The sequence below is a fragment of the Microbacterium sp. Root280D1 genome, from assembly GCF_001428975.1.
In the GTDB taxonomy this organism is placed as follows: Bacteria; Actinomycetota; Actinomycetes; order Actinomycetales; family Microbacteriaceae; genus Microbacterium.
The window spans coordinates 710694-726477 of sequence record NZ_LMJK01000001.1 but is presented as its reverse complement, the minus strand read 5'-3'; the positions used below and the strand labels follow the sequence as shown (position 1 = coordinate 726477).

General features: G+C 69.6%; 8 protein-coding genes. 3 read left to right on the top strand and 5 right to left on the bottom strand.

Features of this window, described 5'->3' with window-relative positions; all coding sequences use genetic code 11:
• The 3 genes from ASE34_RS03585 to ASE34_RS03575 form a co-directional block, all read right to left on the bottom strand.
• Positions 1–4428: choice-of-anchor G family protein (locus ASE34_RS03585; RefSeq protein ID WP_200955151.1), on the bottom strand; the 4428-nt coding region annotated here is incomplete at its 3' end.
• A gap of 331 nt (positions 4429–4759) precedes the next feature.
• On the bottom strand, positions 4760–6520 hold the full coding sequence (locus ASE34_RS03580) for a glycoside hydrolase family 3 protein (protein WP_056276601.1): 1761 nt from the start codon (positions 6518–6520) through the stop codon (positions 4760–4762).
• Between the two features lie 2 nt (positions 6521–6522).
• Complete coding sequence (locus ASE34_RS03575) at positions 6523–7821, bottom strand: MFS transporter (RefSeq protein ID WP_056276597.1); 1299 nt, start codon at positions 7819–7821, stop codon at positions 6523–6525.
• Positions 7822–7958: 137 nt separating this feature from the next.
• Between ASE34_RS03575 and ASE34_RS03570 the strand changes: the two genes are divergently transcribed.
• Positions 7959–9230: a TetR/AcrR family transcriptional regulator gene (locus ASE34_RS03570; protein WP_056276593.1), complete on the top strand. Its 1272-nt coding sequence runs from the start codon at positions 7959–7961 to the stop codon at positions 9228–9230.
• Between the two features lie 13 nt (positions 9231–9243).
• Here the strand turns inward: ASE34_RS03570 and recQ are convergent, their stop codons facing one another.
• Positions 9244–11304 (bottom strand): DNA helicase RecQ, encoded by a 2061-nt coding sequence (gene recQ / locus ASE34_RS03565; RefSeq protein WP_056276590.1) that lies wholly within the window; start codon positions 11302–11304, stop codon positions 9244–9246.
• Positions 11305–11394: 90 nt separating this feature from the next.
• On the opposite strand from recQ, the gene ASE34_RS03560 reads away from it, so the two are divergent.
• Positions 11395–11712, top strand: coding sequence for a GNAT family N-acetyltransferase (locus tag ASE34_RS03560; protein ID WP_056276588.1), 318 nt, complete (start codon positions 11395–11397; stop codon positions 11710–11712).
• Positions 11712–12629 (top strand): pirin family protein, encoded by a 918-nt coding sequence (locus ASE34_RS03555; protein WP_056276585.1) that lies wholly within the window; start codon positions 11712–11714, stop codon positions 12627–12629. Before ASE34_RS03560 ends, ASE34_RS03555 begins: the two co-directional genes overlap by 1 nt.
• A gap of 126 nt (positions 12630–12755) precedes the next feature.
• On the opposite strand, the gene ASE34_RS03550 is transcribed toward ASE34_RS03555, so the two are convergent.
• On the bottom strand, positions 12756–15716 hold the full coding sequence (locus ASE34_RS03550; RefSeq protein WP_162253844.1) for a S8 family peptidase: 2961 nt from the start codon (positions 15714–15716) through the stop codon (positions 12756–12758).
• Positions 15717–15784: the final 68 nt, after the last annotated feature.

Genomic DNA, 15784 nt, shown 5'->3' with positions numbered 1-15784 from the left:
CGCGTTGCTGTCGTCATCAGCCTGAGCCGACGCCGCAGCGGATGCCGAGGCGTTGGTGTCGACCTCAGCCGACGGGTCGGCCGCAGCCGAGGCATCGGCCGTGGCGACTGCATCGGAAGATGCGTCGGTCGATGCACTGGCGATCGCCGCCGCGCTCGAGTTCGATGCTGCGCTCGTCGAGGCGTCCGATGTCGCCGAGGCCTCAGCCGCGGTATCCGTCGTCGCGTCGGCCAGCGCCGCAGCCTGAGCCGCTACCGCCGCACCGGCGTTCGCCTCCGAGGTGGCGTCCGCCGTGGCTGCCGTGGACGATGTCGCCGTCGCCGCCGACTCCGCCGCAGCCTCAGCCGTCGGGTCAGCCGCAGCCGATCCCTCTGCCGTGGCGTCCGCGAATGCCGCCGCCTGCGCGGCCGCTTCAGCGATCGCGTCGGTCGATGCATCGGCGTTCGCCGACGCGGATGCCGACGCCGCCGCGTTCGTGTTGGCCGCAGCCTCGGACGAGGCATCCGTCGACGAGTCGGCGATGGCCGCCGACTCCGACGACGCCGCCGAGTTCGACTCCGCCGCCGTCGATGCATCCGCGTTCACGTCATCCGACGCGTCGGCCTGAGCCGCCGCCTGCGCAGCAACTGCCGCCGAGGCGTTGGCCGTCGACGTGACATCGGTCGTCGCGGCCGACGAGGCATCCGGCGTCGCCGCCGCATCCGCCGCCGAGGTGGCGTCCGAGGTCGCCGCCGCTGAGGCCGCCGACGTCGCGTCTGCGAGGGCCGCGGCCTCAGCCGCCGCCTGCGCCGACGGGTCGCCGTCTGCGGTCGCGTCAGCCGAAGCGGATGCCGATGCAGCCGCGTTGGTGTTGACGTCACCCGGGTCGCCCGCGGTCACCTCGGTGGTGTCCGAGTCGCTGGACGCGCCGGATGTCGCGGTGAGCAGGTAGCCCGCGCCGGGCTCGGCATCAGCCGGAACCGGGTAGTTCTCCGTGAACGCACCGAACTCGTCAGTGGTCGCGATGACCGGGCCTCCGATGTCCGCTCCCCCGCCTGGCGCGGTGAGCTGCAGCGACACGGTGGAGTTCACCGGCCAACCCGTGCCGGTGACGGCGAGGTTGGTGCCTGCCGGAACCGACGAGGCCGCGTCGACGACGACCGGAGCAGCCGTCACCTCGGTCGTGTCGGTGGCTGTCTGCGTGCCCGCGCTCGCGGTGACCGTGTATCCCGTGCCCGCGGGAGTTCCCGCCGGCACCGGATAGTCGATCGCGAAGCCGCCGAGAGCACCGGTCGTCACCGTCTGGGGCGTGCCGATGACCGCACCACCGGGGGCTGTCAGCTGCACGGTGACCTCGGTGTCGGCCGGCCACTCAGCACCGGTGATCGCCAGGTCCGCCCCGGCCTCGACGGTCGCGGCCGCGTCGACGGTCGCCGCTGCGGTCACCTCCGTCGTGTCGGTCGCCGTCTGGGTGCCGACGGTCGCGGTGATCGTGTAGCCCGTGCCCGGCGACGCCGAGGCGGGAACCGGGTAGTCGAGCGTGAACCCGCCGTCGCCATCGGTCGTGACCGTCTCAGGACCGCCGACGGTCGCTCCGCCCGGAGCGGTCAGCTGCACCGAGACCTCGGTGTTCGCCGGCCAGCCGGTGCCGGTGACGGGAAGGCTCGTGCCCGCCTGCACCGTGTCCGCGGCATCCACCGCTGCCGCGGCGGTCACCTCGGTCGTGTCCTCAGCCGTCTGGCCGCCGACCGTCGCGGTCACGGTGTACCCCGTGCCCGGGGTCGCCGACGCGGGAACCGGGTAGTTCAGCGTGAACCCGCCGTCGCCATCGGTCGTGACCGTCTCGGGACCCCCGACGTCAGCGCCGTCCGGGTCCGTCAGCTGCACCTCGACGACGGTGTTGGCCGGCCAGTTCGCACCGGTGATGGGGAGAGAGGTTCCCGCCTGCACCGTGTCGGCCGCATCCACCGCAGCGGCGGCCGTCACCTCGGTGGTGTCGATCGCCGTCTCGGCGCCAGCGGTCGCGGTGACCGTGTAGGCCGTGCCGGGCGTCGCCGATGCGGGCACCGGGTAGGAGAGCGTGAACTCACCGTCGCCGTTCGTCGTGACCGTCTCGGGGCCACCGACATCCGCGCCTCCGCCCGGAGCCGTCAGCTGCACCGAGATCTCGGTGTTCGCCGGCCAGTTGGAGCCGGAGACCGCGAGATCGGTGCCTGCCTGAACGGTCGGCGCCGCATCGATCGAGGCGACCGGAGCGTTCGTCACCTCGGTGGTGTCCGTCGCCGTCTGCGCGCCCAGCGTCGCGGTGACCGTGTAGCCGGTTCCCGCAGGAGTTCCGGCCGGAACGGGGTAGCCGAGCACGAAGGCACCCGACCCGTCCGTCGTGACGAGCTCGGGGCCGCCGATGTTCGCGCCGCCGCCGGGAGCGGTCAGCTGCACCGAGATCTGTGTGTTCGCGGGCCAGTTGGTGCCCGAGACGCCGAGGTCGGTTCCGTCCTGCACGGCAGGTGCCGCATCGATCGCTGCCGCGGCGGTCACCTCGGTGGTGTCCGTCGCCGTGCTGGTGCCGTCGGTCGCCGTGACGATGTAGCCGGTGCCGGGCACGGTCGAGGCCGGGATGAAGACCGTGCCGGTGAAGTTGCCCGACGCGTCGGTGGTCACCGGCGCTGATTCGTTGACCGGAGTTCCGTCCGGTGCTGCCACCTGGATCGTCACCTGGGTGTTGGCCGGCCAGCCGGAGCCGGTGACCGGAAGATCGGTTCCGGCCTGCACGGTGGTTGCGGCGTCGATAGCCGCGACTGCCGCCGCCGCTGCCTTGACGGTCGACGACGCGAGATCGAGTTCGACCCCTCCGCCCACGGCCGGGAGCAGATCGATGGCGAGCGCCCGCACGGTGAAGCTGTCACCGGGGATGTCTCCCGGCTCGGACTGCTCGTTGATCGTGATGGTCGCGATGCCGGACAGCACGCCCTGCAGCACGGGGTCCAGCGTCGAGAGCACGGGGCCGGTGACCGCTGCGAGGGCCGGCTGGACGAGCGGGATGACGCTGGTCAGCGCGGTGTTCACCAGCGGCCCGGTGGTCGTGGTGACCGCCGTGGTCACAGCGCTCACCACCGGGTTGAGCAGCGCACCGATGTTGAGCCCGGCGAGCGAGATGTCAGTGGTCACCGTCGGAACCGGCGTGGCCGTGCCCGCGAACTGAGCGAGCGTGCCGGCGATCGTGACGTCGCCGGAGACCAGGTCGATCCCGGTGAGCGGGTTGGTGAGATCCACCCCGACGGTGAGCGTGACCGCCAGCGAGTCGAGGGTGGAGTCGAGGATGGTCGCGACCTTGCCGTTGAGGCTGTTCGGGTGCGTTCCCGTCAGAGCAGAGGTGATCCCCTGCTGGATGGCGGCGATCGTCGTCGCAGACAGCGCAGGGGTGTTCGCGGGAAGCGAGTTGAGGTCGGCTCCTGCGCCCGTCTCCACGAGGATCTGAGCGAGGTCGACCGAGATCGTCCCGTCGCTCAGGTCGACGAGCACCGAGCCCGTGGTGTTCTCGAGCGGCTCCGTCAGGAGCTCCGTGACGACCGTCGCCCCGACTGTGTCGAGGCCGGCGATAGCGACCGTTCCGCCCGTCGCCTCGAAGGCGGCGACGAGCGGCACATCCGGAATCGCGTTGATCGTGTCGACCACGGTCGTGACGAGCCCGGTGAGCGCTCCGCCGGGACCGGCGAGGTCGCTGACCGGGGTCACCGTGCCCTGGATGGCCGTGCCCAGAGTGGTCGCGAGCCCCGCGACGAGGTTGCTGTGCAGGTCGAGGTCCAGGCCCGCGATGCGGTATTCGGAGCCGGCGACGCCGGCGTTCGACTCCGCCCGCGATGCGAGGGCTCCGATGCCGACCGACGCTTCGTCGAGGACGGCGTCGGTGAGACCGGCGACGCTGAGCTGGTCGAAGAGATCGGTGAGTTCGAGGGTGGCGGGGTTGACGCTTCCGTCGATCGCCCCCGCATCGATCGCACCACCGGAGGTGATCGCGCCGGAGGACGCGATCGACTGGGTCTGCGTGGGTGAGGAGCTGAAGCTCTGCGCGCCCCCCAGATCGCCCAGCTGCAGCAGACCGGGCGACGTGCCGTCGGTCAGCAGCGGCACGTTGAGCGTGCCCACGTCGATGCTGAGCGCCTCGAGCACGTCGAGGTCGAGACCGCCGAGCTCAGGGCCGGCCGCGGCTGGGTTGCTCGTCAGCGTGTGCCCGAGTGCGGCGACGTCCAATCCACCGAGCAGGTCGGCCGGCAACTGGATGATCTGTCCCTGCGCGACCGACGGATCGTTCGGATTCGCGTCATCGAGCGCATTCGCCGCCGTCGGTACCAGTGCACCCGCAAGGATCATCGCGCCGACGGTCACGCCGGCGATGCCTCCCCCGATGGCTCTGCGTCGCCGCAGAGTCTTCCCCTCCAAGAATTCCATTCGCCTCTCCCGTGATGCAGATGTTCCGCGTCACAAGGCCCTCCCCAGGCGTCGACAGGTGCCGACCGAGCGCATGTCCAGACAGTATTGCCGGATCGAGAATGTTAAGTCCAGCGATTGTCCAGTGATCTTTCAGGAAACGTCATCCGGTGAGACATTTCGTCATCGGTCATTGAGACCTGCCCACAGGTCTGTTGGCGAGGACGCTTTCGCCAGGACGAATAGGAGGGGTCCAGCGCACTCCGCGCAGGCGCGACACGCACTCCGGCCACACGACGAAACCGCCCCGCAGACCGAGGTCTGCGGGGCGGTTCAGGGCGTGAAGCGAGGGCTACAGAGCGAGCCCGTCGCCGAATCGGAAGAGCGGATCAGCGGTGTCGAACGGCACATCGGGTCGCGAGGCGACGACCGCGGCCATCGACCTCGGCAGGTCGAACGGGAGCCTGCCCTGCGCGCTCGCGACGCCGCTCAGCACATCGAGCAGCGCCGCCCCTGAGACACCCCAGTTGACGGTGACGGCCGCCGCACCGGCCACGATCGGTTCGAGAATGGGCGGTCGATCGGCGAGCACATCGACCACGGTCGGCACGGCTCCGGCGATGGCGGCGACATGCGCGAGCACCTCGTCGGAGAACTCGAGCGACCCCGCATGGAAGAAGTTCTCGAAGGTCGTGTCGCGCTGCTCGAACGGCGCCTGGAGACGGAGGATCGCCAGGTCGGCCTCGTCGACGGTCGCCACGACGTCGCCGTACGCGGCTGCGACGGATGGTTCGATCCCCTCGACGTAGAGCTTGATCCCGGGGGCGAAGGGCAGCGAGCCATCGTTCGTCAGCACGGTCACGGAGGCGCGCTGGGCCGCCTCTCCCGCGGCGCGGAACTCCGCGCTGCCGACGATCTCGTCCGCCGCGTCCTCGTCGACGAACGGGTTCTCGAAGAGCCCGAGCTCGAACTTCTCCCGCAGGATCCGTCGCGCGGAGAGGTCGAGCCTCTCCTCCGAGACCGAGCCCTCGGCGACCAGCCCGAGCAGCAGTTCGGGGCAGTCCTCGCCACCGAACTGATCGACACCCGCATCGAGCACCTTGAGCATCCGCTCTCGCGGCGTCAGATCCTCCACGCCCCAGGCGCGGGCAGGGAACGGCTGGCCGAAGATCTCCGCATCGTTGATCAGACCCCAATCGGTGCACACCAGGCCGTCGAACCCGAATCGCTCGCGCAGCAGCCCGGTGATCACCGACCTGTTGAAGCCGAACCCGACCTCCTCGTACTCGGTGCCGACGGGCATGCCGTAGTACGGCATCATCTGACGCGTGCCGGCGGCCAGTGCATCCTCGAAGGGCTTGAGGTGCAGGTCGAACGCACCCCCGGGATACACCTGCTCCCGCCCGTACGGGAAGTGCGGGTCCTCGCCGTCGAGCTGCGGCCCGCCGCCGGGGAAGTGCTTGGTCATGGTCGAGACCGATCCGGGACCGAACGAGTCGCCCTGGAACCCGCGGATATATGCCGCTCCCAGAATGCCCGTCAATTCGGGGTCCTCTCCGAACGTCGCCGTCTGCCGCGCCCACCTCGGTTCGGTGGCGAGGTCGACCTGCGGGTGAAGGGCGACGCGCAGGCCGACAGCCGTATATTCCTGACGAGCGATATCTGCGAACCGTTCGACCAGCTCGGGGTCACGGGTGGCTGCGAGACCCAGGGTCTCCGGCCACTGCGAGAACGGTCCGGCGAGGATCGACGCCCCGGGATTCTCGCTGAACGAATGCCGCGGGTCGGTCGACAGCGTGACCGGGATGCCGAGCCGGGTCGAGGCCGCCAGCCGCTGCAGCTCGTTCTGCCAGGCGGCTATCTCTCGCCCGGTGGGCGCCGCCCCCAGCAGGTTGAAGTGCGTCATGTTCTTGAGGTCGATGAACTCGCGGGCGCTCGGTGTGCCGAAGATCGGGTTCGCCTCATCGAGGTCTCCGATCGCGATCATCGTGTGGAAGAACAGTCCGGCCTTCTCCTCGACGGTCATCTCGTCGAGGAGGAGCTGCACTCTCTCATCGACCGGCAGGGCCGCGTCGAGCCACGGTCGGGCAGTGGTCACGTCGGTGTCGGTCATGGTCACTTGACTCCCTTGATGCGGTAGACGAGAACGGCGCCGGCGAGTGCGACGAGCGCTCCGAAGAGGTACCAGGTCGTGTAGCCGCCCAGCGGCGTCGCGGCGCCGAGAGCGATGATGCTCGGCGCGATGGCCGGGGCGATCGACTGGGGAAGGGCGTTGGCGATGTTGAGCACGCCGAGGTCCTTCGCCACGTCGTCGGGGTTGGGCAGCACTTCGGTCGCCAGCGCGAGATCGACCGACAGGAACGACCCGGCACCGAGTCCGATGATGGCCTGAGCGACGATGACGACGGCGATCGACGGAGCGATCGCGAGGATCACGAGGCCCACGACCATGATGACGCCGGCGATCGCGACGAACGGCCGGCGCTTGCCGATCTTGTCGGAGAGGAATCCGCCGAGCGGCGCGGAGATAGCCATCGCGGCCATGGAGGCGAGGTTGGCGATCAGGATCGTGCCGACTGCGCCCTGCTCGTCGAGCTGGAACTTGGTCACCAGGTAGAGCGGCAGGAAGGTGGCGATGCCCGCGTAGCCGAACATCACGAAGAACTTCGTGAGCCAGGTCCATCCGAAGTCGGGGTGCTTGCGGGGGTTGAACACGAACGAGCCGAAGAACGTGCCGACCGTGAAGCGCGTGGCGGGCTTCTCGGTGAGACGACGGTCCTTGAGGGTGAGCACGAACACGATGACGAGGATCAGCGCGATGGCACCGGGGACGAAGAAGCGCTCGAAGTCGCCGGGGAGGAAGTTGACGATGAAGCTGCCGGCGAGGATGCCGATGGGGGTCGTGATGCCGATGATGCCCGACACCTTGCCACGGCTCGAGACCGGCACCTGATCGGGCAGGGTCGCGTTGGCCGCCGCGAGCACGGCGTTCATGGATGCCTGCACGAGGCACCACGCGAGAAGAACGACGAGCACCGAGGTCGCGGCGCCGATGATCGCGAAGCCGCCGAGACCGACGATCGCACCGCCGAGGATCCAGGGGCGACGCATGCCCCACCGCGAGGTCGTGCGGTCGGAGAGGCGACCGACGAGGGGATTCGCGACGAGCGCGAAGGCCGCACCGACACCCATCACCAGTCCGAGGCTCGCCTCGGTGTTGGTGGGGTCGAGCCGCTGGATCTTGAAGGCCATCGACACCATCACCGGGGTGAGCAGGGCGAGGTAGACGCCGAAGTTCACGGCGGCGAGTCCGGGGGTGTAGCCACGGGGCGTCTTCAGCGGGGTGGTGCCGGGAACTTTGAAACCGGTCGTTCCTACGGCGGCCGCGGTGGCGGCCGATGACAGCTCTGTCACGGGTGGATCCTTTCGGGCAAGGTGCGCCGGTCATCTGCGACACGACGTGAGGATGACAATACCGGAATATCGACCGATTGGTAAGTGAATGTCTACCGATTGGTAATGAGAGAGAATGAGAGGGAAGGGTGGACGGGATGACGACAGCAGCCACGATGGGCTCGCGCCAGGCGCGCGCCGCGGCCACGCGTCAGCGGATCGTGGACGCGGCCCGAGAGCTCTTCGTCTCGAACGGATACCGTTCGACGTCCCTGCGCGACATCGCCGCCGCGGCATCCGTGAGCCATCCGGGGCTGCTCGGACATTTCGCGTCGAAGGACGACCTGCTCGCCGAGGTCGTCGCCGGTTTCGAGGACGACAACGAACGGGCATTCGACCTGCTCGCTGCGGCATCCGATTCCGGTGAACTGATCTTCGCGGACGTGGCTCGACGCAACGCGCGCACCCCCGGCTACCTCGAGCTCTTCGCCGCGCTCACCGGGGAAGCATCCGCCTCCGGACACCCGGCGCACGAGCGGATGCGCCAGCGGTATGCACGCCTGCACCGCCTCAGCACGGATGTCCTCGAAGATGCGGCGCTGCATGGGACGATCGGCGCCGACCGCGACGTCGCGGACGAGTCCGTGCGTCACAGCGCGGGCTGGGACGGGCTGCAGCTGATCTCTCAGTATCTGCCTGACCGGGTCGACGTCGTGCAGATGCTCGAGGAGCGCGAATCCCTGTGGGCACTGCCCTACGGGTGGCGGGATGCCGACAGCCCCGACCCTTCTCCGACCGCTACCGGCCCCTTGCCGCCGGTGTTCGGAGAGCCCGCCGTCGACGACTCCCCGGGATACGAGGTGGGACGGCGCCGCCGCGCGCAGATCCTCGCCGACGCCTCACGCCTGTTCTCCCAGGACGGCTACGGGGACACCAGTCTTCGGGACATCGCTCAGGCTGTCGGCGTCTCGAAGTCCACTCTGCTCCACCACTACCCGTCGAAGGAACTGCTGCTCAGCGCGGTGCTCTCCGAGCGCGACAGCGCGATCCGTGTGCGCAGCGAGTCCACCCATGCCGAGCGAGCCGCCGACGCGCTGCGCGCGATCCCGCTCGGAGCACGTGTGAGCGCACTCGACGAGCCCGGCCTCATCGAGGTCTACGCGGTGCTCTCCTGCGAAGCGGTGCCGGCCATGCACCCTGCGCACGACTACTTCGCCACGCGGTTCTCCCAGGCGATCGACTACTTCACCGAGCTGTTCCGTCTCGCCCGCATCGACGGCGATCTGCCCGAGCACCGCGACCCCGAGCACGAGGCGATCTGGCTGATCGCCCTGTGGGACGGCCTGCAGTACCAGTGGCTCTACGACCGCGGGGCCGTCGACGTCGGCGCCCACCTGCGCGCGCATCTCGAAGACGTGCTGCCGAGCTGAACGGCGCCCTGCGTCAGCCGGCCGCGATGACGGTGAGCACTCCCTCGCCGTAGGCATCCCGCTTCTTGGCGCCGATCCCCGTGATCCCGTCGAGGTCGGCCAGCGAAGCCGGACGATGCTCGGCGAGCGCACGCAGCGTCGCATCGCCGAAGACGATGTACGCCGGAACGCCCTGCTCGCGCGCCGTCTCGGCGCGCCACGCCCGCAGCGCCTCGAAGAGCGGGCGGTCGGACTGATCGAGCGCGTCCGCCGCACTCGCCTTGCGTGCCCGCGGCGACGAAGCGGGGCGTCCGATCGTGTCCTTGCGCAACGGCACCGGGGTCTCGCCCTTCAGCACGCCGGCCGACTGCTCGCCCGGAGCGAGCGTGCCGTAGTCGCCCTGCGCCACGATGATCCCCCGTGCGAGCAGCTGGCGGACGACGCTGCGCCAGTCCTGGTCGGAGAGGTCGGCGCCGATTCCATAGGTCGCGAGCTTCTCGTGCCCCTGCTGACGGATGCGCTCGGTCGAGGCTCCGCGGAGGATGTCGATCAGATGCCCGGCTCCGAAGGCCTGATTGCGCTCGCGCTTGAGCCGCACGATCGTCGAGAGCAGCTTCTGTGCCGGGATCAGGCCGTCGAAGGTCTCGGTCTCGTCGAGGCACGTGTCGCAGTTGCCGCACGGCTGCGAGTCCTGCCCGAAGTAGCCGAGAAGGTTCTGGCGGCGGCACTCGACCGTCTCGCACAGCGCGAGCATCGCGTCGAGGTGCTGCCCCAGGCGCATCTTGAACGTGCGATCGCCCGGGCTCTGGTCGATCATGCGACGCTGCTGCACCACGTCACCCAGGCCATAAGCCATCCAGGCGATCGACGGCTCGCCGTCACGGCCCGCGCGACCGGTCTCCTGGTAGTAGCCCTCGACGGACTTCGGCAGGTCGATGTGAGCGACGAAGCGCACATCGGGCTTGTCGATTCCCATGCCGAAGGCGATCGTCGCGACCATCACGACGCCGTCCTCGCGCAGGAACCGGGACTGGTTCTTCGCGCGCACCTCGGCCGGAAGACCGGCGTGATACGGCAGCGCGTCGAAGCCCTGAGCGGCGAGATAGGTCGCGGTCTGCTCGACGGACTTCCGGCTCAGCGCGTAGACGATGCCGACTGAGCCCTCCGGCTGCGCGCGGATGAACGAGACGAGCTGCTTGCGCGGATCGACCTTGGGCACGATCCGATACTGGATGTTGGGCCGGTCGAAGCTGGCCACGTAGTGCTGGGCGGCGTCGAGACGCAGTCGCTCGGTGAGCTCCTTGTGCGTCGCCCGGGTGGCGGTGGCCGTGAGCGCCATGCGCGGTACACCGGGGAACCGCTCGCCCAGATCGCCGAGTGCGAGGTAGTCGGGGCGGAAGTCATGACCCCACTGCGACACGCAGTGCGCCTCGTCGATCGCGATGACGCTGAGCGTGCCGCGCTGCAGCAGGGCGGTCGTCTGCGGCGAGGACAGCCGCTCGGGGGCGACGTAGATGAGGTCGAGTTCGCCGGCGACGTACGCCCGTTCGACCTCGCGCCGCTCTTCGATCGCCTGGGTCGAGTTGAGATAGGCGGCGTTGACGCCGTTGGCCCGGAGCGCGTCGACCTGGTCGTGCATGAGAGCGATGAGCGGGCTGATCACGAGGCCGGTGCCCTCGCGCACGAGTGCGGGCACCTGATAGGTGACGCTCTTGCCGCCGCCGGTGGGCATGAGCACGACAGCGTCACCGCCCGAGATGACCTGATCGACGATCGCGGCCTGATCGCCGCGGAACTCGTCGTAGCCGAAGACCGTGTGCAGCGCCTCGGCCGCAGTCGCGTATCGGCTGGGGGCCGCCTGTCGCGCGGCCGTCGCCGTCACCCCGGGAGCAGACGAGCGTGCGGATGACCGCGCGGACGCCGGTCCGACCGGTGTCACGGGGCCCTGGCCCCAGTCGAGCGGCGGCTCGTACCCGGCGCCCTGCGGCTCCCAGTCCATCGGCTCGGGCGGCTCGGAGGGCTCCCACCCTGCGCCGTCCCACGGCTCGTCGGCGTAGGGCAGATCCTCGTACGGGTCACGGGGAGTCTGCGGCATCCCTCCAGCGTAACGACCCCCGCCGACGTCGGCCGCGCCTGTGGACGCTCAGCGGGCGTAGGTTTGTGGCAGACGCCCGAAGGAGCCCCGATGACCGACATCACCGTCACCCGCAACGACGACGCCTCCCGCTACGAGATCCACTCGGATGAGACGCTCGCGGGCTTCGCCGAGTTCGAGCTGCGTCCGAGCGCGATCCGCTTCATCCACACCGAGATCGACCCCGCGTTCCAGGGTCAGGGACTCGCGGGGATCCTCGCTGAGCGCGCCCTGACGGATGCCGCGGCATCCGGCGACGCGATCGTGCCGCTCTGCCCGTACATCGCGAAGTACCTGACGACGCATGAGATCCCGGGCGCCGAGATCCGCTGGCCGAAGCGGCCCGGCGCTGCTCCGACGGAGGCGTGATGATCGGCGAACGACGCATCGTCCTCGAGCCACGCGAGGTGCCGCTCGGCGGGGTGCGCGGGATGAACGTGCTGCGCGTGCTGCCGCATCGCAACCTCCCGACCATCGGGGCGTGGTGCTTCCTCGACCGGTTCGGCCCCGCCGACACCAGGATGCGGGTCGAACCGCATCCGCACATCGGGCTGCAGACCGTGACCTGGCCGCTGGTCGGAGAGATCCGTCACCGGGACTCGGTCGGCAGCGACGCCGACCTCCGCAGGGGCCAGCTGAACCTCATGACCGCCGGCAACGGCATCTCGCATTCGGAGTACTCGATCGGCGATGATCCGATCCCCCTCGACGCCCTGCAGTTCTGGGTGGTGCTGCCCGAGAGCTCACGGCACGGTGCTGCCGGTTTCGAACGGCACACCGAGCTGCCACAGCTGCCGCTCCCTGCCGACGAGGGTCAGGACGCCACCGCCACCGTCGTCCTCGGCGAGTTCGCCGGCACCTCATCGCCGGCCACCGTGCACACTCCGATCGTCGGCGCGGAGATCCGGATCCCCGCGGGCGCTCGTCTGCACCTGCCCCTGCGTTCGGGATGGGAGCACGGCCTCATGCTCGTCGAGGGTGATGCCGTCGTCGCCACGCACGGGATGTCGTCGAACGACATGCTGTACCTCGGCGACTCGAGGGACTCGGTCGAGGTGTCCAGCGCACAGGGAGCGCTGCTGTTCCTCATCGGCGGCGAGCCCTTCGAGGACGAGATCGTGATGTGGTGGAACTTCGCCGGACGCACGCACGAGGAGATCGTCGAGGCTCGCACCGAGTGGGAGGCGGCCTCCGCGCGGTTCGGTGTCGTCGAAGGGCACGATGTCCGCATCCCCGCTCCGCCTCTTCCCGACGTGCGGCTGATGCCGCGCGGCCGCAAGATCTGACGGCTCTGACTGCGACACCGCGCCCCGCGCGCGACGCGACGCGGCCTCGACGCGGCCCCGACGATGCGGCGACCGCACGCGACGGCGCCCCGCGCTCCGAAGAGCACGGGGCGCCGGCGCTGATCGCTACTGCGCGTCGACCGTCACGATCGTGCGCACGGCGGACTCGCCGTACTGCACGAGGCCGAGGTACCGGGTGCCGGCGGTGAGGCCGGTCCAGCTCAGCTCGTAGCTCGTCGCCTGGCCGCGGACGGCCTCGATCGGGTTCGGGGTCGCGGTGAACGCCCCTTCGCCCTCGGGCTGCACGTTGGCGTAGGTCATGTCCCACGTCATCGGGGCCGAGGTCGAGTAGACGTTCGCGACCACCAGGTAGGTGCCCGCCGTCGGAGCCGGGAGTGTGACCTGCTCATCCGCCGAACCGGTCGCCGACTGCCAGCGCTCGTAGTAGCGCAGGTCGTCGGCGCTCACGACCCGGTAGACGGTCAGGTCGAGGTCGCTGCCCGCGTCATCCGACGAGTCGAGGTCGAAGCGCGAGAGCGTCGTGCCCTCCGGCACGTCGACGATCCACGACACGTCCTTGTTCTCATCGCCCGACGCCTCATCGCCCGAGTGTCCGACGACACGGCCGTCGGGGTCCTCCAGCAGGGTGAACGGCGTGAGTCCCGAGAGCCCGAGCGCCAGAGCACCGTCGACGCCGGGGGTGATCTCGACCGTGGTCGCCCCCTCGACCCCGGTGCCCTCGACCTCGGCCGGCGCGTCGGCCGTCACGGGGAAGACCGCGATCGGCGAGCGCACCGAGTTGCTCTTGCTCGTCCAGGTGAGCGACCCGGTCGCCCACTGCTCGACGGGAGCACTCTGGTTGTCGAACGTGACCGTGTAGGTCGCGGTCTGGCCGGGCTTGGTGAACTTCAGCGTCGAGGGCTCGACGGTCACGTCGACGCCGGGCAGATCGACGGATGCCGTGAACGTGCCCTTCTCGGTCGCCGTCACCGTGCGGGTGACGCTCTGCGCGCTCGCGAGCGATCCGATCGAGAACGATGCGATGTTCAGGTCGCTGCCGTCGATCGGCTCGACGCCGTCGAACTCCGCCAGGCCCTTGCCCTCGAGGAACGCGGCCCAGTCGGGCACGTCGTTCAGGTAGAGCAGGCCCGGGTTGAAGTAGCGCTTCGGGTCGACCTGGCCCGCACCCTGCTGGAACGGGTCCTTGTTGGCCGAGCCGTCGGGGTTCACCGTGTCGTAGGCGGTCGTCATCATGGCCGACTTGACCTCAGCCGGCTTCGCGTTGGGACGCTCGCCGAGATACAGCGCCGCGAGACCGGCGATGTGCGGTGACGCCATCGACGTGCCCGACAGGATGCCGAAGGTCGGCGCCTCTCCGGGCCCGTTCTGCGTGGCCGCGAGGATCGCGACGCCGGGGGCTGCGATGTCGGGCTTCATGATGTCGCTGCCGTCGGCGAGCATCGGGCCACGGCTCGAGAAGCCGGCGATCTGCGGCACCGGGGTCACGACACCGGTCGTGTTCTCGCCGACGAGCGTGATCGGGCGATCGGCGCCGCCCTGCACATAGGCGAGCACGGCTGCGCGATGCACGGACGAGAGGTGCACGGTGGGCACCGCGTGGAAGTCGTTGTCGAGCGAGTCCGCACCACCGGGCACGTTCACGAGCACGACGCCCATGCCGCCGGCATCCTTCACGACCTGCGACTTCTCGGCGCGGGCGTTGCCCCCGCGGTCGCAGACCACGATGTGACCCGTGACCTTCGCCGCATCCAGCGTGCCCGGAAGGCACAGCGCGGCATCGGCGGCAGCCTGTCCGGCAGCCGGCGCGTCACCCGCGTAGATCGACGGCCCGGTGACGGTCGTGCCGAACGGCACGCTCACCGATGCGCCGGCCTGGGCGAAGCCGTCGAACTGCACGGTGCCCTCCCACGTCGGGATCGTCGATGCCGCGACCGTGGTGTACCAGGGGGAGGCGTGGTCGGCGGTGACGGAGTCGGGACCGTCGTTGCCGGCGCTCGTGGCGACGAAGACGCCGGCTGCCGCCGCGTTGAAGAACGCGATGTCCTCGGGGGCGAGCACGGTGGATGCCGCTCCGCCGCCGATCGAGTAGTTGATCACGTCGACGCCGTCGGCGACCGCCTGGTCGATGGCGGCGATCAGGTCGCTGCCCGCGCAGATGTCGTCGGTGGTGACGGCCTCATCGGGCCCGACGTAGCAGGCCTTGTAGGCGGCGACCTTGGCTCCGGGGGCGACCCCCGAGATCTTGCCGAAGTCGACGTCCTCGATCGAGGCCTTCACGCCGAAGTTGCCGGCCGCCGTGCTCGCGGTGTGCGAACCGTGGCCGTCACCGTCGCGCGGCGAGAGGTAGTCGTACTGGAAGTCGAATCCGGCCGCCTCGGCACCGGTGTAGAAGTACTGGGCTCCGATGAGCTTCGACGAGTAGTCGCCCTTGTCCCACTCCTGAGCCTCGACCATCGTGCTCCGGAACTGGCCGCCGTCGGACTTGTCGAAGTAGACGAAGGTGCCGTCGGTGTACGGCTGACCGCCCTTGTGGCGCTTGTCGTGCTTCGGCTGCTTCTTGAGCTTCTTGCCCTCGAAGGAGGGGTGCTCGGGAGCGATGCCCGTGTCGATGACACCCACGACCACGCCCTCGCCGGCCTTGTCGACGCCGCCGGTCTGCTGCCAGACGCCGCCACGCCCCTTCTTGTCATCGCCGAGACCGAGGAAGTCCGTCGAGGTCTGCGCGTCGGGGTGACGGATGAAGTCGGGGTAGACGTCGTACACGTCCTTCGACGCCCGCAGCTTGTCGACCTGCGCGCCCGTGAGCTCGGCGCTGAAGCCGTTGAGCACGACCTGGTAGCTGATCTCGGGAGTGACTCCCGCCTCCTGCGCGACCGTCTGCTGCTCGGCCTCGAGGTGCTGCACGTAGCGCTGCGAATCCTGCGACTGCGTCTCGAGCTGCTCGCCTTCGGCGGGCTTGGTGGCCTTGAGCCCGTTGACGTCGCCGGTGTAGCTCGCGAGCGGATCGGACTTCAGCACGACGATGTAGTGACCGGGCGTGCCGTCGACCGGAGTGGGGTTTGTCACCTCCTCCGTGCCTGCGTAGCCTGCGGTTGCCGTCGATGCGATGAACAGCGTTGCCAGGGTGGTGGCCG

Coding starts and splice junctions, on each gene's coding strand:
- recQ (WP_056276590.1), bottom strand. CDS start 11,304: ATGCCGCAGACTCCCCGTGACCCGTACGAGGATCTGCCCTACGCCGAC.
- ASE34_RS03570 (WP_056276593.1), top strand. CDS start 7,959: ATGACGACAGCAGCCACGATGGGCTCGCGCCAGGCGCGCGCCGCGGCC.
- ASE34_RS03580 (WP_056276601.1), bottom strand. CDS start 6,520: ATGACCGACACCGACGTGACCACTGCCCGACCGTGGCTCGACGCGGCC.
- ASE34_RS03555 (WP_056276585.1), top strand. CDS start 11,712: ATGATCGGCGAACGACGCATCGTCCTCGAGCCACGCGAGGTGCCGCTC.
- ASE34_RS03560 (WP_056276588.1), top strand. CDS start 11,395: ATGACCGACATCACCGTCACCCGCAACGACGACGCCTCCCGCTACGAG.